Genomic DNA, 19856 nt, shown 5'->3' on the forward strand with positions numbered 1-19856 from the left:
GTTAATAATATGGTATTTTATCTTTATAAAGGGTAAAATAGTTCAAAAGGGGCTTCCTGTCCTACAAGAACCTGTAAAGGGGTTGTCTGGAAAGAAGAAAACTACATAAGTCGAGGACTCACCAATGAACTGTCAATCGCAGGAATTTGCCAAGGGTGTAAAAAAGGATTAGGGAGTGGTTGTTTGAAACCTTCAACTAACCGGATGATAAACCGAATCAAATCCATCTATGTGTTCATACGGAAAAATGGGACTGTAACGACACAGGACCTGGTAGAGGAATTTGGCATCACCCCCCGGACGATTCAAAGAGATTTGAATGTCCTGGCCTATAACGACTTAGTAGAAAGCCCTAGCCGTGGAAAATGGACCACGACCCAGAAAAAAGTAAAATTGACATCGTAAAAGAAAAAATGGTCCCCGTTTGAATGAAGGCGGGGGCCATTTTTTCTTTTTTATTGTACTTCATACTCCATCAGCTGCTGAATTTCATCATCGTCCAGCTCGCGATACTCCCCTAATTCCAGCGTTTCATCAAGCTTTAGGGGACCCATGGTCAAGCGCTTGAGATAGACGACTCTTTTGCCTACAGCCTGAAACATCCGCTTCACCTGATGGAACTTGCCTTCGGTGATGGTGAGTTCAATATCCGAAGTCAGACCTGATTTTAAAATCTCCAGCTTCCCAGGCTTCGTCTCATAGCCATCATCGAGGACAACTCCTTTTTTAAATGCCTCGATATCTTCTTCCGTGACTTCCCCTTCAATAACGGCGAAATACGTTTTTGGCACATGCTTTTTGGGAGAAAGAAGGCGATGGGCCAGCTGGCCGTCGTTCGTGATCAGGAGCAGACCCTCCGTATCCTTGTCCAGCCTGCCGACCGGGAAAGGTTCGTAAATGGAGTCCTCCAGTTCAAGAAGGTCGATGACTGTTTCATCACGGCTGTCTTCTGTAGCGGATATCACTCCCGGCGGCTTATTCATCATCAAATAAATGAACTCGCGGTAATTTACTTCTTCCCCATGGACATTTACCGTGTCTTTCCCAGGGGAAACATGATGTCCCGGGTCTTTCACCACTTTTTGATTGACATGGACGGCGCCATCTTTCAAAAGTTTCTTCACTTCTTTGCGGCTTCCATATCCCAGGTTAGCCAGCATTTTATCTATACGCAATTTGAATCACTCCCAATTATAGGCGATAGCCCACTCAATTTCCTTGTAGGTACATAGACTATTATCATGCTTTAACTGTAAAACGAAGAGGAGATGAGGACGATGATGGATTATCGCCAGCAAGGTCAAGGACAATTCTTCCCAGGTGGAGGCGGATTTCCCGGCGGAGGCTTCCCAGGCGGAGGTTTCGGAGGCTTTAACCGCAGACTGGAACAGGTTGAGAGAGACCTTCAAAGGGTCGTCAGGAGGCTGGATCAGCAAGACCGCAGACTAGACCAGCTTGACCGCAGGGTCGACCGCATTGAACGCCGCTTAGGCATCCGCACCGATTATGAAACTTACTATTAAAATGGAAGGACCCTGCCCCGCCCCGGAGCAGGGTCTTTCATACTCTAGTCAGCCAAGGTCAGGCTTTCCTTCGGCTATAATGGCAGCCTCAGCTTCCTTTTCACCTTGTCCACTTTGTCCCCGAACAGACGGTTAATTAATTTTGAACGGAATCCCAGGTAAAAATAAATAGCAGAACCTGCAGCCGCACAGATGACAATGATGACAATTGAGCTGGCTTTCGCGGCAGGAGATAATAATTCACTGACAGCCCCGTAAACGGCAAGCGTCCCTGCGCCCATCAGGAAAGTAAACAGCACGATGAGCGTAATCCTTCTCGCAACAAAGCTGAAGCGATAATTGGCAAACCTTTTGATTACATATAGGTTGATCAAAATCGCTGCCAGATAACCAAGAGCTGTCGCATAAACGGCTCCTTTTGTTTCAAACAACTTGATCAGTGGAATGTTGAGGCTTAGCTTAACGAGCAGGCCTGTCAGAAGGCTCAGGATGGTGAACCGCTGCTCATTGATTCCCTGCAGGATTGCAGCCGTCACAGTAAACAAAGCAAACAAAATCGCCACAGGAGCATAAATACGCAGAATCTCGGTCCCCAGTTCCTTATTTTCATAGAAGACTGTAAAAGCCGGTTCCGCCAGCAGCGACAAGCCAACAGCCGCAGGCACAGTCAGGTACATGAGCACCTGGAAGGTTTGGTCGAGCTGCTTTCTCAAGCTTGTGCGGTCATTTTCAACGAACGCCTTGGTGATGCTCGGGACGAGCGTCAAGGAAAAAGCGGTGGCCAGGGAAACAGGAATAATAACAAGCTTATGCGTCTGGAAATTCAAAGTTGCGAATGCTGCTGTTGCCTGCGCTCCCTGCCCAATGGACGCCATCGCCCTTTGAAAAGTGATTTGGTCGATGAATTGGAACAGCGGATTGGCGATTCCGACAAACACGAACGGTGCTGCATATAAAAGAATTTCCTTATAGATTTCTTTTAAGGAAATGTCCATGGTGCCCTTGTCGGCCTCCAGCAGTTTGTCCAGGTGCGGCTTCCGCTTGAACCAATACCACACTAGGACGGCAAGGCTGCCGATCGCCCCGATGAACGCAGCGAACGTCGCCACACTGACTGCTGCCACAACACTTCCATTCATCACGTTCAGGACAACATATGCCCCAACCAGGACGAAAGCGATCCGCACAATCTGCTCTACCACCTGCGAAACGGCAGAAGGCCCCATTGATTGGTGTCCCTGGAAAAACCCGCGGATCAGACTCATGAACGGAACGATAATTAGCGCGAAGGATACCGCACGAATAACGGTCGTTACATCTTCCGGCCTTACATCCGAAGCGTCCGTGCTTCTGCTCAGCGTGACGTCCGCCAGCATCGGCGCAGTCAAATACATAAACAGAAAGGACAGGATGCCAGTTCCCAGCATGACGGCAATTCCCGATTTGAACAGTTTCCTTCCTACTGCATACTCTTCAAGTGCATTGTATTTGGAGATGAACTTTGAGACGGCAAGCGGAACTCCTGCAGTGGCTATGCTGATAAAAATGGTATACGAAATATAGGAGTACGAATACAAGGCTGTTCCATCATCACCGACAATTGCATAAAACGGAATGACGTAAAACAGACCCAGTACCTTTGAAATAATGGTCCCGAGGGTTAAAATAAATGTCCCTCTCAGAAGCTTTGATGACATATAATCCCTTCCTAGCAGTGAAAAGCGCAGCGAACCTGCGGGTTACACTTTGATTAGATAAAAAACAGACTGTACCCAAGTACCCAATTTTTAATTTTACCACACTCACTCGACTGATCTATTATATTTTCCATTTAATAAGTTTACCTTTCTTTAAGAAACAGCGCCACTTTCATGGAAAATCACTGTTTCGTTTACCTCCATGTTGGAAATGTTTTATAATGGGAAGAGTTTTAGACTGAATGAATAGTTGGTGAAATGATGAATTATGACTGCATTGTCATTGGCGGAGGACCGTCCGGACTGATGGCTGCCATTGCCGCCGGAGAAAAAGGCGGCCGGGTGATGCTTGTTGATAAAGGAGACAAGCTTGGGCGAAAGCTTGCGATATCCGGAGGCGGCCGCTGCAATGTAACTAACAGGCTGCCCGTCGAGGAGATCATTAAGCATATCCCAGGCAACGGACGATTTTTATACAGTGCCTTCTCGGAGTTCAACAATGAGGATATCATCGCTTTCTTTGAAAAGCTGGGCATTGAACTGAAGGAAGAAGACCACGGCCGCATGTTCCCGGTTACCGATAAGGCGCAGTCTGTCGTAGATGCGCTGTTAAAAAGACTTGATGACCTCAAGGTAGAAATTAAGGTGAATTCCCCCATCCGGGATGTCCATTATGAGAACGGCAGAGTCAAAGCGGTGGAGCTTGCGAGCGGGGAGATGTTTGAAGCGGGCAGTGTCGTGATTGCTGTGGGAGGAAAATCGGTGCCGCATACAGGGTCCACAGGAGATGGATATGCCTGGGCGGAGAAAGCGGGCCATACTATCACAGAGCTGTTCCCAACCGAAGTTCCGCTATTGTCGGATGAAGCCTTTATCAAGTCGAAAGTGCTGCAGGGCTTGTCCCTGCGCGGAGTGGGCCTTAGCGTGCTGAATCCGAAAGGAAAGCCGCTCATTACGCACCAGATGGATATGATTTTTACCCATTTTGGCGTCAGCGGTCCAGCCGTGCTGAGGTGCAGCCAATTCGTAATCAAGGCGATGAAAAAGTGGAACCTCTCCCGGGTGACCATGAGCCTTGATGCCCTGCCTGATTTTAAGCAAGAACAGCTCTTCCAGGAAATCAGCAAGCTGATCAAGGCCGAGCCAAAAAAGGCTGTAAAAAATGTGCTTAAAGGCTTGCTGCCTGAACGGTACCTGCTGTTTTTGCTGGAGCAGCTCGATATAGACCCGGGCACGCCTGGAGGCCAGCTGTCCCAGGAAAAAATCAGGAGTTTTGCTGCAAACTGCAAGAGCTTCCAGTTCACCGTGAATGGGTCCCAGCCGCTGGAAAAAGCCTTCGTCACCGGCGGCGGTGTCTCGGTCAAGGAGATCGAGCCCCGGACCATGGCTTCAAAAAAGATGGATGGCCTGTATTTCTGCGGCGAAATCCTTGATATCCACGGCTATACAGGCGGCTATAACATCACCTCTGCTCTAGTCACCGGGAGGCTGGCCGGGACGAATGCAGCTGATTATGCCTTAAACCAAAAAAGCTGAGCCTATCATTGCTCAGCTTTTTTACGCTCTGTAGACGACCATTGCACTGAAGCAGTAGATTTGCTCCTGCTCTTCTTCCTCTTCTGTTATCGCCGCGACATTGTACTTGATGTCCACCAGTTTGTCTTCATCCAGCTTTTTTAAAAACGTATTCATCTCTTTTTCAAGATCTTTTTCATGTTCCTTGTCGAACAGCTTTACTTGAATCATGGCTAGGACTCCTTTAGGTACATTTTTCTACATTATTGCCTGATAATTGAATTTTCAGACATGCGAGTGTGCTTGTCTTATGGGGCGTTCCTCCTTATCATTAAGATAAAGAAAGGATGTGGACCATGATTTTTAAAAGCCGGCAGGAGCCTTTAGAGCTAACCATTTTAAGAATATTGAACAAACGAATGGAATTGCCTGAGAACGAAAAATCGTATTACCTTAAATTGAAAAAAGGATATGAAGGAGAACAATATTTCGATTCCCTAATGCTTGAGTCTTTGAAAGGCGAAAGGCTCATCTTGAACGACCTGCTGTTTAAGTTTAACAATACCCTTTTTCAAATCGATTCGCTGGTTATATCGCAGCACACCATTCATACATTCGAACTCAAGCACCATGAGGGCGACTATCAATTTGAGAAGGACGATTTTTACTCCAGCTCCGGAAAGAAAATGAATAATCCGATTCATCAGCTTAACAGAAGCGAAACTCTGTTTCGTAATATGCTGAATAACCTCGGCTGCCAGCTCCCCCTTGAACCTAAACTTGTGTTTACCCATCCCGAATTCTTCCTGTATCACGCTCCACGAGATTTGGCAATCATTTACCACCCTCAGCTCAACCGCTCTTTAAAAAAATTCAATTCCAAGCCATCCAAGTTAAACGCGTGGCACACTAAGCTGGCTGAAAAATTAGTGGCGGCGCACATCCCAAAATCCCCCTATTCGCAGATTCCCGAGTTTACCTATGAGGAGCTAAAAAAAGGAATCACCTGCAGCTCCTGCGATTCATATTTTGTAGACGATGAAGGGAAAAAGCTAGTGTGCAAGGATTGCGGATGCGAGGAGGATATCGAGTCCGCCCTGCTGCGAAGTGTGAAGGAATTTCAGGTGCTGTTCCCAGAGAGGAAGGTCACAACTGGTGTTGTGTGGGAGTGGTGCGGGATGAGCAGATCCAGAAAGGCCGTTAGGAGAATATTAAACAAGCATTTTAAGTGCGTTGGACATGCGCAGTGGGCTTACTTTGAATAAAGACGATTCCAGCCACTTGGTGGAAGAGCGTTTTGGGTTTCTCCCGCATTTTGGTCCTCCATCCGCTTCTTGGAGGACCGCTGTTTGATTTCTCAAGCTATTTCGGTCCTCCCACCTTCATGGAGGACCGCTTTTCGATTTCTCACTCTTTTTCAGTCCTCCATCACCTTCATGGAGGACCGCTTTTTGATTTCTCACGCTTTTTCGGTCCTCCATCAACCCCATGGAGGACCGCTTTTCCATTTCTCATGCTATTTCGGTCCTCCATCAACCCCATGGTGGACCGCTTTTCGATTTCTCACTCTTTTTCAGTCCTCCATCACCTTCATGGAGGACCGCTTTTTGATTTCTCACGCTTTTTCGGTCCTCCATCAACCCCATGGTGGACCGGTTTTCCACTTCTCTCGCATTTTTGGTCCTCCATCACTCTCATGGAGGACCGCTTTTCCACTTCTCTCGCAATTTCGGTCCTCCATCACCCTCATGGAGGGCCGCTTTTCCATTTCTCCTGCAATTTAGGTCCTCCATCACCCTCATGGAGGACCGCTTTTCGATTTCTCCTACTATTTTGGTCCTCCATCAACCCCATGGAGGACCGGTTTTCGATTTCTCACGCTTTTTTGGTCCTCCATCACCCTCATGGAGGACCGCTTTTCCACTTCTCTCGCAATTTCGGTCCTCCATCAACCCCGTGGTGGACCGCTTTTCATTTCTCACGCTTTTTCGGTCCTCAATCCCCTTCTTGGCGTACGCATTTCCTGCTTTCCAGGCTATTACCAGCTTCCACGCCTATTATCAAGCAACTATACGTAACAAAAAAAGGCTGGTCTCACCCTATAGTGAATACCAGCCTTTTACCTTATTCCACTTCCCCTTCCCAACTCATCATTCCGCCAACCATATTGCGTACTTTGTAGCCTTGCTCCTGCAGGTAGTGGCAGACGTTGTGGCTGCGGCTGCCTGAGCGGCAGATGAAAATGTACTCTGTATCCTTATTGAAGGAATCCTGGTTTGCCGGGATGTCGCCCATTCTGATGTGCTTGGCTCCCGGAATCATGCCGCTTGCTACTTCTTCATCTTCTCGGACATCGACGAGGGCAAGCTTTTCTCCAGCCTCTAGCTTTTTCTGAAGTTCTTCTGTTGTAATCGTTTCAATCTGACTCATCTTGTTCAGCTCCTTATTTAAACCGTCTACTTTTCAGCATAGAAGTTTTTCTTGTCAATTATACAAAACTGACTATCTTAAATACAAAACTCCTGACTGTAAAAGCCCCTCCGGCTAGAGGGAGGGGCTTAACTTTATTCAATCTTTAGTTCGCAACAATGTTGACAAGCTTTCCAGGTACAGCAATGACTTTTCTGACCGTCTTGCCGTCAATTTGCTCTTTTACCGCAGTGTCACCCATCGCGATTTGTTCAAGGGTTTCACGGTTGGCATCGGCAGGCACTTTCATTTTCGCCTTGATTTTGCCGTTGATCTGGATGACGATTTCAATTTCATCATCTACCAGTTTGGCTTCATCATATGCAGGCCATGCTGCATAGCTGATGGTTCCGCCGTGGCCAAGCTTCTGCCATAATTCCTCTGCGATATGAGGGCAAATCGGTGCAAGCAGCTTTACAAATCCTTCGATATAATCCTTAGGAAGCTCGGTCGCTTTGTACGCCTCATTGATGAATACCATCAGCTGGGAGATGGCGGTATTAAAGCGCAGGCCTTCGTAATCCTCAGTCACCTTTTTCACGGTCTGGTGGTAAACCTTCTCAAGGCTGCCTGCCTCGGCACCTTCCCGGATTTTGCCGGTCAGGCTGCCATCCTCCTCGACAAACAGGCGCCATATCCGGTCAAGGAAACGGCGGGAACCGTCCAGCCCGTTGGTGGACCAGGCAATCGATGCATCCAGCGGCCCCATGAACATTTCATACAGCCTTAACGTATCGGCACCGTGGCTGTCAACGACAGAGTCCGGATTCACGACATTGCCTTTGGATTTACTCATCTTCTCATTGTTTTCACCAAGGATCATTCCCTGGTTGAACAGCTTCTGGAAAGGCTCTTTCGTCGGAACTACGCCCAAGTCATACAGCACTTTGTGCCAGAAACGCGCGTATAGCAAGTGCAATACCGCGTGCTCCGCTCCGCCGATGTAAATATCGACAGGCAGCCACTCATCCAGCTTCTCGGCTGCAGCCAAAGCTTCTTCGTTCTTTGGATCGATATAGCGCAAGTAGTACCAGCAGCTTCCCGCCCACTGCGGCATAGTGTTCGTTTCACGGCGGCCTTTTTTGCCGGTTTCAGGGTCCACGACGTTCACCCAGTCTGCAATATTCGCAAGCGGGGATTCGCCTGTACCAGATGGCTTGATCTCGGTTGTCTTGGGCAGTACAAGCGGCAGCTGGTCTTCAGGAACAGTTGACATTGTACCGTCTTCCCAATGGATGATTGGAATTGGCTCTCCCCAGTAGCGCTGGCGGCTGAACAGCCAGTCGCGCAGACGGTAAGTCACTTTCTTCGTGCCAACGCCTTTTTCTTCAAGCCAGGCAATCATTGCAGTAATGCCTTCTTCCTTGTTCATGCCATCAAGGAATCCGGAGTTCACATGCGCACCATCGCCCGTATACGCTTCCTCTTCTACATTTCCGCCGGCAACGACTTCCTTGATTTCCAAACCAAACTTGCGGGCAAATTCATAGTCGCGCTCATCATGTGCCGGAACGGCCATAATCGCGCCCGTACCGTAGCTCATCAACACATAATCGGCAATCCAGATTGGCATTTTTTCACCGTTAACAGGGTTTACCGCATATGCCCCTGTGAAAACTCCTGTTTTATCTTTGGCAAGGTCGGTACGCTCGAGGTCGCTCTTGCTCTTGATTTTTTCGATATAGGCATCAACCGACTCTCGCTGCTCTGCGGAAGTAATTTCATCCACAAGCGGATGTTCCGGTGCCAATACCGCATAAGTCGCTCCAAACAGCGTATCCGGACGGGTTGTAAAAACGGTAAAGTTTCCATCGTGGCCCTCAATGTCAAACGTGACTTCTGCCCCTTCAGAGCGGCCAATCCAGTGGCGCTGCATATCTTTAATGCTTTCCGGCCAGTCAACCTCTTCAAGGTCTTCCAATAAGCGGTCGGCGTAGGCCGTAATTTTCAGCATCCATTGGCGCATCGGCCGGCGCTCAACCGGATGTCCCCCGCGCTCGCTCTTTCCATCAATAACCTCTTCATTCGCCAGTACCGTTCCAAGTGCCGGACACCAGTTAACCGCCACTTCATCGATATACGCAAGCCCTTTTTCATAAAGCTTCAGGAAGATCCACTGTGTCCATTTGTAATAGGACGGGTCCGTCGTATTGATTTCCCGGTCCCAGTCATAGGAAAAGCCCAGCGCCTTAATCTGGCGGCGGAAATTGTCGATGTTGTGCTTGGTGAACTCTGCAGGGTCGTTCCCTGTATCAAGCGCATATTGTTCAGCAGGAAGGCCAAAGGCATCCCAGCCCATTGGGTGAAGGACGTTATAGCCTTGCATCCTCTTCATTCGCGAAAGAATATCGGTTGCTGTATAGCCTTCCGGGTGGCCGACATGCAGTCCTGCTCCGGATGGATATGGGAACATATCCAATGCGTAAAATTTCCTTTTGCCTTCATCTTCCGTTGTTTTAAAGGTTTTGTTCTCTTCCCAGTATTGCTGCCATTTCTGTTCAATTTCATGATGGCTGAAGCTCATCTTGTTTACCTCCTGATTTTAATAATCGCTGTAGGGGACTGGTAACTCAGTAACAGCCCCAAAAACAAAAAACTCCCGTCCCAAAAAAGGGACGAGAGGATATGTATGTTCTCCCGCGGTACCACCCACATTAGTGACAAGTCACTCGCTTCGTTCATCCTTAACGCGGAATACGGCTGGCACTACTGTCAGTTCATGCCGGCGACTAAAAGGCGAGTTCATGATGGACCTGGCTGACTTGCACCGACCGTCAGCTCTCTACAAAACAGGCTTTACACCATTACTACTCCTTTATCAACGTCTATAACTATGAAAGTATACTTATTTTAAACAATTTCCGCATAACATGCAAGTGGCTTTCCCGGCAAGCGGTCGGCAATGCTCACCATTGCTTAAAAATTTACTGGTTATTCTATGCAGCAAATTACGATGTGTGAATACTTTTCATTTATTTCCGGAAAAGAACCAAAATATTCAGCATTGATTGTATAATATGATTAAATTCTGGAATTTTGCGAAATACCGATTAAGGGAGTGAATTGCAGATGAAGGTTACCCTTTTCGCCACCTGCCTCGTCGATATGTTTCAAAGTGATGTGGGCAAAGCAACAGTCGAACTGCTTGAACGGCTGGGATGCGAAATTGATTTTCCCGAGTCGCAGGTCTGCTGCGGCCAGCCGGCTTACAATAGCGGCTATGTCAAGGAGTCCAAGGAAGCAATGAAAAGAATGATTGATACTTTTGCGGACGCAGAGTATATCATTTGTCCATCTGGTTCGTGTGCCTACATGTTCCACGAATATCAGCATGTGTTTAAAGGCGATCCCGTCTGGGAACCAAAAGCGAAGAAACTGGCGGCAAAAACATACGAGCTTACCCAATTCATCGTGGATGTCCTTAAAACAGAAGATGTCGGAGCCCGGCTGGACGGAAAAGCAACCTATCACACCTCCTGCCATATGACAAGGCTTCTGGGAGTCAAAAAGGCGCCGATGATCCTGCTCAGCCATGTAAAAGGGCTTGAATTCACCGAATTGCCGGGAAAAGAACAGTGCTGTGGTTTTGGCGGCACTTTTTCCGTGAAAATGGCGCAGATCTCCGAGCAGATGGTTGATGAAAAAGTCCAGCATGCCGAAGAGACGGGCGCTGATTATTTAATCGGTGCCGATGCTGGGTGCCTAATGAATATCGGAGGGCGGATAGACCGCCAGGGAAAACCGATTAAAACGCTGCATATAGCGCAAGTGCTGAACAGCCGTTAAACTCCGGCAAAGTGAAGAAAGCAACCGAATGGAGGCGATATTCTTATGGCGATGAAAATAGGCAGTGAAGGCTTTAAAAGCCGTGTGGATAAAGGCATCAACGACACCTTTATGAGAGGGGCCGTAGCCAAGGCCCAGGAGCGGATGGGCGGACGCAGGCAGCTGGTGGTCGATGAACTGGGAAACTGGGAGGAGTGGCGTTCCCTTGGGGAAGAAATCCGCCAGCATGTCCTGGAAAACCTCGACTATTACCTGGAGCAGCTTAGCGACAATGTCGCAAGGCGCGGAGGGAATGTATTTTTCGCGAAGACTGCGGAAGAAGCAAATGAATACATACGGGGTGTGGTGACTAGCAAGAACGCAAAAAAAGTGGTCAAGTCGAAATCAATGGTCACTGAAGAGATCAATTTGAATTCCTGCCTTGAAAAGGCAGGCTGCAACGTCATCGAGACCGACCTCGGCGAATACATCCTTCAGGTGGATGATCATGAACCGCCCTCCCATATCGTCGCGCCAGCCCTGCATAAAAACAAGGAGCAGATTCGTGATGTGTTTACCGACAAACTTGGATACCAAAAAACGTCAAAGCCGGAGGAGCTCGCCTGGCATGCACGCGAGATGCTGCGACAGGAATATTTAACGGCCGATATCGGGATTACCGGCTGCAATTTTGCCGTCGCCGAAACGGGCTCGTTTTCCCTTGTAACGAATGAAGGGAACGCCGACCTGGTTACCGCCCTGCCCAAAACGCAGATCACCGTGATGGGGATGGAACGGCTGGTCCCGACCTTTGAAGAAATGGAGGTCCTGGTCAGCCTCCTGACCAGAAGCGCCGTTGGGCAGAAGCTGACTAGCTATATCACCGTTCTGACAGGCCCGAGGGAAGAGCTGGATGCGGACGGCCCCGAAGAATTCCATCTGGTGATTGTCGATAATGGACGATCCAGCATCCTGGGAACAGAGTTCCAGTCCATCCTGCAATGCATCCGCTGTGCCGCATGTGTCAATGTATGCCCCGTGTACCGGCATGTAGGCGGCCATTCGTATGGATCCATTTACTCCGGGCCTATCGGCGCCGTGCTTTCCCCGCTGCTGGGAGGCTATGAAGAGTATAAAGAACTGCCATATGCTTCAACGCTGTGCGGAGCCTGCACCGAGGTCTGCCCTGTAAAAATACCGCTGCATGATCTTTTGCATAAGCATCGCCAAGTTGTCGTCGAAAAGGAAGGAAAAGCGCCAATATCCGAGAAACTAGCGATGAAGGCTTTTGGCCTTGGAGCTGCTTCCCCTTCGCTATACAAGCTTGGTTCAAAATTGGCGCCCGCAGCGATGAACCCTTTTATGACAGGAGATAAGATTTCGAATGGACCCGGTCCTCTGAAGGCCTGGACTGAAATTCGCGAATTCCCGGCTCCAGCCAAGGAAAGATTCAGGGACTGGTATAAAAACCGTGAAAAAGGGGGGGACAAGGAATGAGTGGAACCATCCAGAACCGCGATTCCTTTTTGGAGCAAATTGCAAGCACACTTGGAAGACCGCGCCGGGCTGAACCTGTCCAAAGACCGGTCTGGAAGCATCAGCCCCAGCATGAGGTCCTAAGGGATGCCACCCCCGACCAATTGGTGGAGGTTCTAAAGACACACTGTCTGAAAATCCACACCAGCCTCCTCATGACCGACCTTGCCGGATTAAGTTCTGCCTTGAAAGAAACGGTAGACAACTTTGGCGGCGGCCCAGTTGTCACCTGGAAGGATGACAGGTTTTCCAAATGGGGTCTGAATCCCCTTTTTGCAGAGGAGTGGCCGGAGCAGGGCATAGAGTTCCATGAATGGGATTATCAGAAAGGCAGTGAAAATGTCACTGTGGCTGAAAAAGCCAATGTGGGCATCACCATCAGTGAAATTACCCTTGCCGAGTCTGCGACGGTGGTCACCTTCAGCGACAAGGACAAAGGCCGGAGCGTCAGCTTTCTTCCGCGAACCTACATTGCCCTGATCCCGAAAAGCAGCATCGTACCGCGCATGACCCAGGCCGCAATCAAAATGAGGGAAATGCATCTTGAAGGTAAACCTGTGTCCTCCTGCATCAATTTTATTACCGGGCCAAGCAACTCGGCCGACATCGAGCTGAACCTGGTTGTCGGTGTCCATGGTCCTGTCAAAGCAGCTTATATTGTCATTGAGGATCTATAAAGCTTAAAAGGCTGGCTTCCGCACGGGAAGCCAGCCTTTTAGTGTGCCTGAGCCTGCAATACTTGTTCCTTCAATTTCCTGTCATACACGATGGTCGTGAACATGGCGCCAAAAAGCAAAAGGATCAGGACGGTAAATAGCGCCGGCATCCCATGGAAGTCGACCAGCATGCCCCCAAGCAGAGGCCCAATCATTCTGCCGCCGGTCGCCGTACTGTTGACGATTCCCTGATAAAACCCTTCCCGTCCCTTCGGGGCAAGAGAATCTGCTATAGTCGGCACGGCAGGCCATATCAGCATTTCGCCGATTGTCAGAATCGCCATTGCCGCAAGGAATCCAGAAAATTCCCTTGCGCCGGAAGCCACAATGAAAGAACCGATGAAAATGAACATGCCAACAAGGATCTGCACCTTGAGATTCTTTTCAAATGGCTTGACCAGCCTATTGATGAGCGGCTGTGCCAGTACGATCATCGCCCCATTAACTGTCCAGAGAATGCTATACTGGCTTATCGTAATACCCAATTCCCTTGTGTAGGCTGAAATGGTCGACTGCCATTGAACATAACCAACCCAGCAGAGCAGGTAGCCGGCACAAAGGATCAGCAATGCGTACAGCTTATCATGGTTTTTGACCGGCCCATTTTCCTGAAGGATATTGCTGTGGGCGGACTGGACCTGAATGCCCCGGTAGCCGAATACGGCAATTACCAGGAATACAAGGTACAAAAGGGCGTTGGCCAAAAAGATCAGCTGGAAGGAGTAGGAAGCAACAAGGCCGCCCAGCGCCGCACCAACCGCGACCCCAAGGTTCTGGGCAACATAGATGGCATTGAACGCCTTTCGCCCGCCTTCCTTCCAGACAGACCCGGCCATGGCATACATGGAGGGAAACACAATTCCCGAGCCAAAACCGATAATGATTAAAAAGACGATATACTGCGGCCAGCTGCTCCAGATTGTCAGTCCAAACAAAGCAAGGACGGTAATGATAATACCAAGCAAGATGGATTTGTACCCGCCAATTTTATCGAACAAAGATCCGCCTACCAGATTTCCGGCTACACTTGCAGCCGAATTGAGCATCAGCACGACTCCGGCAACGGATAGGGACTTTCCAAGATGTTCATGAATATATATTGTATTTAAAGGCCATAAAAACGATGAGCCTGTTACATTTACGGCCATACCAATAATCAGCAGCCATAAGGCTCTAGGCATAAAAGTCTCTCCCTGCTTAATAAGAATTTCATCAACCTCAGTAATTTTAGGCGTTTTTGCATCATGTTGCAAGAAGGAAACCTACAGTCCCAATAATAAAAAAATACTGCAAATTGACTGCTTGTTTCCCTCCCCTCCTCTTTGCGTTTTTTTGATTAAGCAGAACAGAAACTAATTGCCTTGACACCCCAAAAAAATACTGGCAAACTAAAGAAAACACTGCGCAAACCCCTATTTGCACAGTGTTTTCCTATCAAACTATTTTTTCTTTATTTTGGCTGTTGTGCTGGGAAATAGTCGTTGATCGCTTTTTCCTTCTTCTTGAAATTGTCTGTTTCTTCGGACACAGCCTTCTTTACTTTTTCAATTTCCTCATCCAATTCCTTGATGTCCACGCCTTTTTTGACCAGCTCTTCAGTAGCCAGCTTGATTGCGGCGAAAGATTCCTCTGATGAAACCTTCAGTGAATCCATGGCGCCCTGCGGATTATGGAAGCCTGCTGCACTTTCGGCGGCAACGATGTCCCAGAACCATTGAGCCTTGCGCACATGCTGCTGCGCTTCCTTGATTCTTTCTTCACTCACTCCCGATGTAATCATCTTATTAATATAGTAATGAGAAGTAATCGAGATGTCTTCGGCCTTATGAAGAGCCTTCATATGTGTATGCTGAATCTCGTCTACACGGCTTTCGAGTTCTTCAAGGTCCCTGTTGCTATGGCAGGTTGCACAGGATTGTTCCATTGTTTTAAGCGGTGATGTCCACCAGTGCGAGCTGATTTTCTTTTTGCCGTCCGCCCGGTCATATGGCATATGGCAGTCTGAGCAGGTAACGCCTGCTTTTCCATGCGGTCCTTCAATATGAGTCTCAAAATCAGGGTGCTGCGCTTTCAAGATTGGCGTTCCGGATACATTGTGAATCCAGTCCTGATTGAAGCCCTCTTCTTTAGCAGTTGTTTCGTAGTATTCGAACATATCTTCAGGTTTGAAGCCGTTATCCCATGGGAAGGTGACTTCACCATTGCCGGCATCAAAATAGTATTCTACGTGGCATTGTCCGCACACATAGTTGCGCATATCATTCTTAGTCGGGCTGGACATGTCGATCCCCTGTGCTTCCATTGCTTTTGTAAAGCTTGGACGGGTGATGCGGAGGTCCATAGTCTGCGGGTCGTGGCAGTCGGAGCATCCGATTGGAGAATGTCCCATTGATTCTGCTTTCGGCCAGATGTCGGCATTGAAATTGCCGCCCCAGTAATCGTCGCCCATTTCCTCAATCATATGGGGAACAGCTGTAGATTTGCAGGTTAAGCAGGATCCGATTGACTTATCTGTAATCCTGGCAATCTCCCTGACATCCTCAAGCGCATAAATATGGCCGCGATCTTCATTGTACTCGGTCGCAAATCCGTAGCCATTGAACAGGATCGGCAAGTATGGCTCCTTGTCAGGATCATATTTGCTGCGCTTTACCGAGCCACTGTACGTTGTATCTTCCATTTTTTCATTTTTTTTGTAGCTGTCATATTGAAGCGGGAACAGATCCTTAAATGCTTCGTTGCTGATTTCATCTGCGCTGAGTCCGGTGGATGCTGTAGCAGCCGTCTCTTTTTCTCCTGAGCTCGAGCAGCCGGTAATCATCAGCATGACAGCGACTAGGAGCATAGATGCCCATTTAAAATTCCTAGCCATTGTTCAAAGTACCTCCCTTATTTTCTAAAAGCTCACCTGGTTTTGCAGGCTTAAAATAATCCTCGGTTTTAAAGTCGCTGCCATGCGGTACTGCCTGGTGACAGCTGGAGCAGCTATCCTTGGCATCATGCGCAACATTGTCCAATGTGCTTTTGTGGCAATCGATGCAGTTCTGGTTGATGACCTCCGCCGAGTTTTCTGTCGCATGCAGCACTTTTGGGATCTTGGATTCACCGAGTGTATTGAAGTAGACGTGGCCAATACCGGCTTTCGCCTTATTGGTATACTTATTAACCAAGGTATCATGCGGCAAATGGCAGTCACTGCAGGAAAGCTCTGCATGTGTGGAGCTGGCAAACGAGTCATGGACATTATTCATTATATGGCAGCTGCTGCAAAATTCAGGTGAATCCGTGTAGGCAAGGCCTTTCACCGTGACAACAGAAACGATGATCCCCGTCAGGACGCCAACAAATAAAAGCATTCTTTTATCGAGCGATAAGAACTTTTTTAACGCTCTTTTTATCATTCTTTTCACCTCCCCTAAAGTCGCAAATCTATCTATTAAAACACAAATGTGCCTTAACCTTGGTCAGGAAGCTTTTTCTTCAATAAGTTCCACCAGACGATTTTTCGTTGTTGGCCCTGTGAACCTCTCGACCACCATTCCATCCTTGTTGATGATTAGGGTGTCAGGCTGGCCGATGACGCTGTATTCATTCGAAGTTTCTTCTTTTGTATCCAGGAGATAAAGAAGTTCCGAATTGCTTTCGGCAATATATTTTTCCATTCGCTTCTTCGACTCGCCCTTGGCGATGATGATCAGCTTGGCATCCTTGTATTCCTTTCCAAATGCTTCAAGCTCCGGAGCTTCATCAATGCATGGCTGGCACCAGGTGGCAAAAAAGTTCAGCACGACGGTCTCGCCTTTAAAATCGGACAATTTATATATGTCTCCATTGATATCCTTCAGTTCAAACCCGATTGCCTCATCACCAGGGTTCGCGGAAACTTTCTCTCCGAGGCCATCCATAAGGAAGCCAATCACACCAATGGCGGCGATGATGACGAAAATTGGTACAAGCTTCTTGCCCATCCACTTCACCCGCTTTTTTTTTCATATTGTAGCGGAAGCGGCTGACCGCTTCCGCCCTATACATACTCTCCAGCCTTAGTGCCAGGAGTCTGCGCTGTTAATGTTCCGAATTCCATTCTTCAAGCTGCTGAATTTCTTTTTCGAGCTGCTTTTGCCTTCTGCCTAGCACGACCACGTAACCTGCGACCAGTGCCCAAATAGCTGAGTATCCCATGAATAAGTAATCCATTATTAGTTCCTCCTCTTAAATTAGGGCTCTGTTAAATTTGTTCGTTGATTTGCGCTCCAGGCACTCGCTTTCCGCGGGCGTGCGGGGAGCCTGTCTTGCTTCGCCTCCTAGAAACTCAACAAACTTCTGCTCCTCCTACAGAAGCAAAGAACGCTTCTTTGTCGGAGCCTCCAGTTTGTTCGTTTCTGGACAGTCGGCATACGCATTTCCTACTCCTCGGCGCTGCGCGCCTGTGGGGTCTCCCCTGCCCGTACTCCCGCAGGAGTCTCGTGCCTTCCGCTCCAATCAACAGCTTTAAAAATCAGTGTCCTTTAACAAAGCCAATTTTAAAAATTTTTTTTAACTAGCCAGCCTGTTCATTGCTTTTGTTTTTGCTTTTCTGACGATGTCGCGCATTTTTTCTATTTGGGCTCCCTTGCGCATGAGGAAGATGTACAGGATGGTGATGGTGAAGATGCTGAACAGCAGGGTGATAAGCATTTCAGGCTCGATTCCTCCGCCTGACTGGTTTTTGCCTTCTCCGAAAACAACAGGATGAAGCTTGGAGTTCCACCAGCGGATGGCCATGAATACGATTGGCACGTTCAGGGCTCCGATGATTCCAAAAACAGACGAGAGTTTAGCAATCTTTTCCCAGGACCCTTCCATTTTGCGGATAAATAGGTAGGCTACATAGATAAACCATAGAATCAGTGTCGTAATGAGCCTTGGCTCCCAGCTCCACCACGTATTCCAGCTTGCCCTTCCCCAGATCATGCCTGTGAGGAGTGCCAGCGTTGTGAACAGCACGCCGATTTCAGCGGAAACACCCGCATAGATGAAACGGTTCATCTTTGGCTTAATCAGCGTCATCACACTGTAGAAGCCGACAACGAAAAATGCAAGGAACGCCACCCAGGCTGTTCCGACATGAAAATAAAAGATTTTTTGGACTTCCCCCATCACCTTTTCCTGCGGTGACCAGATAAAAATTAAATACATGGCGATAAACATTGATGGAACAAGGATATAGAACAATAATTTATCAATCTTGCCAGAACTTTTGATCATCATGAACCCTCCATTAAAAATTCAAATAATATAAAACAAGCCCCAAAAAACAATAAGTCGTAGGCTGCCATTAACTGAAGCCAGGAAACTGCGTTCTGGATTTCCTCGTTTTCGAGTACGATCCTTGTTGCCTGCACGGCGGCAATCATCAGAGGACTCAGCAATGGCAGCAGCAATACCGGCAGCAGCATTTCGCTGTTTTTGGCATTGGCCGACAGCGCGGACAGGAAGGTTCCAACGATGATAAAACCGAGTGTACCGGCAAAGAGGATAAGAATGAACCAGAAATACGAACTTGTAAACCGGTACCCAAACAGAATGAACAATACAGGGATGCTGATCAGTTGAACGACCGCAACCAGGGTGAAGTTGGCCAGCACCTTTCCCAAATAGATGCTGGCAGGATCGATCGGCGCCGACCTCAGCCCTGTCAGTGAATCATTTTCCAATTCGGAAATGAACGAGCGGTTAAGCCCTAGAATGCCTGCAAAAACAGTGATGACCCAGACTAATCCGGGAATGACCGCTCTCACCATATTGTTTGTCGGGTCAAACGCAAAGCTGAAAACAAGGATGACAAGGGCTGAAAAGATGACCATCATGCCGATGGTCTGCTTCGATTTGAATTCATTCCGCAAATCCTTGCCTGCAATGGTAAGCGCATCGCTAAAGATGGATGTCATGCCTCCTTCACCACCTTTTCATACCAGGCTTTCATTTCCTGAAGATCCAAGTGTTGCGCCAGTTCAATTGTGTCGACCACTTTTCCTTTTTTCAGGATGGCTACTCGGTCAGCCAATGCATGAACCTGTTCAAAATCGTGGGAGATAATTAGGATGGAGGTGCCTCCCTGCTGCTTTTCTTTTATGATTCTGTTAAGCAAAGCGACTGCTTCCTGGTCCAGCCCGGTATGAGGTTCATCCAGCATCAGGATTTTGGGTTCCGGAAGCAGCACCTTGGCAATTGCCAGCCTTTGAAGCATTCCCCTTGAGAAAGAGTGGATTGGCGTGTCCCGGAATAAATACAGCCCTACTTCCTTAAGCAGTTCCTTTGATTTCTTTTCAAGATCCCTGACTTTAAACAGCTTGCCGTAAAATCTCAGGTTTTCCAGCGGCGTCATGTTGCTGTACAGGAAGGATTCATGGCCGAGAAAACCTATTTTCTTTTTGACGGCGGCAGATTTTTTCTTCACCGCTTCACCGTCAAGGATGATTTCACCGCTGCTTGGCTGCAGCAGTCCGACCGTACATTTGAAAAATGTGCTTTTCCCGGCGCCATTGGGGCCGATAACGGCCAGCGTCTCTCCTTCCCGCAGCGTAAGCGTGATATTCCGGAGGATGATTTTCTCACCAATTACCTTGGTCAAATTTTTTAGTTCAAGCATGCTC

The 19856-nt window shown here is 48.2% G+C and carries 20 protein-coding genes and 1 other annotated feature; of the genes, 7 read left to right on the forward strand and 13 right to left on the reverse strand.

Features of this window, described 5'->3' with window-relative positions:
* The first annotated feature begins 183 nt into the window (after positions 1 to 183).
* Entirely contained in the window at positions 184 to 405 is a 222-nt protein-coding gene (locus WQ57_RS09485) for a DeoR family transcriptional regulator (protein WP_046523513.1), read from the forward strand.
* Between the two features lie 50 nt (positions 406 to 455).
* Here the strand turns inward: WQ57_RS09485 and WQ57_RS09490 are convergent, their stop codons facing one another.
* Positions 456 to 1175 (reverse strand): pseudouridine synthase, encoded by a 720-nt coding sequence (locus tag WQ57_RS09490; protein WP_046523514.1) that lies wholly within the window; start codon positions 1173 to 1175, stop codon positions 456 to 458.
* Positions 1176 to 1277: 102 nt separating this feature from the next.
* Between WQ57_RS09490 and WQ57_RS09495 the strand changes: the two genes are divergently transcribed.
* Positions 1278 to 1523: a hypothetical protein gene (locus tag WQ57_RS09495; RefSeq protein ID WP_241481508.1), complete on the forward strand. Its 246-nt coding sequence runs from the start codon at positions 1278 to 1280 to the stop codon at positions 1521 to 1523.
* A gap of 74 nt (positions 1524 to 1597) precedes the next feature.
* On the opposite strand, the gene WQ57_RS09500 is transcribed toward WQ57_RS09495, so the two are convergent.
* Entirely contained in the window at positions 1598 to 3220 is a 1623-nt protein-coding gene (locus tag WQ57_RS09500; RefSeq protein ID WP_046523516.1) for a putative polysaccharide biosynthesis protein, read from the reverse strand.
* A 261-nt stretch (positions 3221 to 3481) separates the two neighbouring features.
* Between WQ57_RS09500 and WQ57_RS09505 the strand changes: the two genes are divergently transcribed.
* On the forward strand, positions 3482 to 4756 hold the full coding sequence (locus WQ57_RS09505; protein WP_046523517.1) for a BaiN/RdsA family NAD(P)/FAD-dependent oxidoreductase: 1275 nt from the start codon (positions 3482 to 3484) through the stop codon (positions 4754 to 4756).
* Between the two features lie 21 nt (positions 4757 to 4777).
* Here the strand turns inward: WQ57_RS09505 and WQ57_RS09510 are convergent, their stop codons facing one another.
* Positions 4778 to 4966, reverse strand: a complete 189-nt coding sequence (locus WQ57_RS09510) for a sporulation protein Cse60 (RefSeq protein ID WP_046523518.1) — start codon at positions 4964 to 4966, stop codon at positions 4778 to 4780.
* Positions 4967 to 5091: 125 nt separating this feature from the next.
* On the opposite strand from WQ57_RS09510, the gene WQ57_RS09515 reads away from it, so the two are divergent.
* Positions 5092 to 6000 (forward strand): nuclease-related domain-containing protein, encoded by a 909-nt coding sequence (locus tag WQ57_RS09515; RefSeq protein WP_046523519.1) that lies wholly within the window; start codon positions 5092 to 5094, stop codon positions 5998 to 6000.
* An 859-nt stretch (positions 6001 to 6859) separates the two neighbouring features.
* Here WQ57_RS09515 and WQ57_RS09520 read toward each other — a convergent pair.
* Both WQ57_RS09520 and leuS read right to left on the reverse strand, forming a co-directional pair.
* Positions 6860 to 7165, reverse strand: a complete 306-nt coding sequence (locus WQ57_RS09520) for a rhodanese-like domain-containing protein (RefSeq protein ID WP_046523520.1) — start codon at positions 7163 to 7165, stop codon at positions 6860 to 6862.
* Between the two features lie 145 nt (positions 7166 to 7310).
* Positions 7311 to 9728, reverse strand: a complete 2418-nt coding sequence (gene leuS, locus WQ57_RS09525; RefSeq protein ID WP_046523521.1) for a leucine--tRNA ligase — start codon at positions 9726 to 9728, stop codon at positions 7311 to 7313.
* A gap of 84 nt (positions 9729 to 9812) precedes the next feature.
* Positions 9813 to 10035, reverse strand: a binding site (T-box leader).
* A gap of 238 nt (positions 10036 to 10273) precedes the next feature.
* Between leuS and WQ57_RS09530 the strand changes: the two genes are divergently transcribed.
* Genes WQ57_RS09530 through WQ57_RS09540 form a run of 3 tightly spaced genes read left to right on the forward strand, consistent with a single transcriptional unit; the run spans position 10274 to position 13182 of the window.
* Complete coding sequence (locus WQ57_RS09530; RefSeq protein ID WP_046523522.1) at positions 10274 to 10990, forward strand: (Fe-S)-binding protein; 717 nt, start codon at positions 10274 to 10276, stop codon at positions 10988 to 10990.
* Positions 10991 to 11035: 45 nt separating this feature from the next.
* A complete protein-coding gene (locus WQ57_RS09535; RefSeq protein ID WP_046523523.1) occupies positions 11036 to 12466 on the forward strand; it encodes a LutB/LldF family L-lactate oxidation iron-sulfur protein in 1431 nt (476 codons plus the stop codon).
* Positions 12463 to 13182 carry a LutC/YkgG family protein gene (locus WQ57_RS09540; RefSeq protein ID WP_046523524.1) on the forward strand — a complete coding sequence of 240 codons (720 nt, stop codon included), beginning with the start codon at positions 12463 to 12465 and terminating at the stop codon, positions 13180 to 13182. The genes WQ57_RS09535 and WQ57_RS09540 overlap by 4 nt, the downstream gene beginning before the upstream one ends.
* A gap of 38 nt (positions 13183 to 13220) precedes the next feature.
* Here WQ57_RS09540 and WQ57_RS09545 read toward each other — a convergent pair whose 3' ends face one another.
* The 8 genes from WQ57_RS09545 to ccmA form a co-directional block, all read right to left on the reverse strand.
* Positions 13221 to 14402 (reverse strand): MDR family MFS transporter, encoded by a 1182-nt coding sequence (locus tag WQ57_RS09545; protein WP_046523525.1) that lies wholly within the window; start codon positions 14400 to 14402, stop codon positions 13221 to 13223.
* Positions 14403 to 14671: 269 nt separating this feature from the next.
* Positions 14672 to 16093, reverse strand: a complete 1422-nt coding sequence (locus WQ57_RS09550) for an ammonia-forming cytochrome c nitrite reductase subunit c552 (RefSeq protein ID WP_046523526.1) — start codon at positions 16091 to 16093, stop codon at positions 14672 to 14674.
* Positions 16086 to 16622, reverse strand: a complete 537-nt coding sequence (locus WQ57_RS09555; protein WP_046523527.1) for a cytochrome c3 family protein — start codon at positions 16620 to 16622, stop codon at positions 16086 to 16088. Before WQ57_RS09555 ends, WQ57_RS09550 begins: the two co-directional genes overlap by 8 nt.
* A gap of 63 nt (positions 16623 to 16685) precedes the next feature.
* A complete protein-coding gene (locus WQ57_RS09560) occupies positions 16686 to 17189 on the reverse strand; it encodes a TlpA family protein disulfide reductase (RefSeq protein ID WP_046523528.1) in 504 nt (167 codons plus the stop codon).
* A gap of 97 nt (positions 17190 to 17286) precedes the next feature.
* Complete coding sequence (locus tag WQ57_RS26165; RefSeq protein ID WP_084820227.1) at positions 17287 to 17418, reverse strand: CcmD family protein; 132 nt, start codon at positions 17416 to 17418, stop codon at positions 17287 to 17289.
* 339 nt (positions 17419 to 17757) lie between these two features.
* Positions 17758 to 18471 (reverse strand): cytochrome c biogenesis protein, encoded by a 714-nt coding sequence (locus WQ57_RS09565; RefSeq protein WP_241481509.1) that lies wholly within the window; start codon positions 18469 to 18471, stop codon positions 17758 to 17760.
* Complete coding sequence (locus tag WQ57_RS09570) at positions 18468 to 19151, reverse strand: heme exporter protein CcmB (RefSeq protein ID WP_046523530.1); 684 nt, start codon at positions 19149 to 19151, stop codon at positions 18468 to 18470. Before WQ57_RS09570 ends, WQ57_RS09565 begins: the two co-directional genes overlap by 4 nt.
* Positions 19148 to 19852 (reverse strand): heme ABC exporter ATP-binding protein CcmA, encoded by a 705-nt coding sequence (gene ccmA, locus WQ57_RS09575; RefSeq protein ID WP_046523555.1) that lies wholly within the window; start codon positions 19850 to 19852, stop codon positions 19148 to 19150. The genes WQ57_RS09570 and ccmA overlap by 4 nt, the downstream gene beginning before the upstream one ends.
* Between the last annotated feature and the right edge of the window lie 4 nt (positions 19853 to 19856).

Origin of the sequence: Mesobacillus campisalis, from assembly GCF_000986785.1 — a bacterium.
GTDB classification, from domain to species: Bacteria; Bacillota; Bacilli; order Bacillales; family Cytobacillaceae; genus Mesobacillus_B; species Mesobacillus_B campisalis.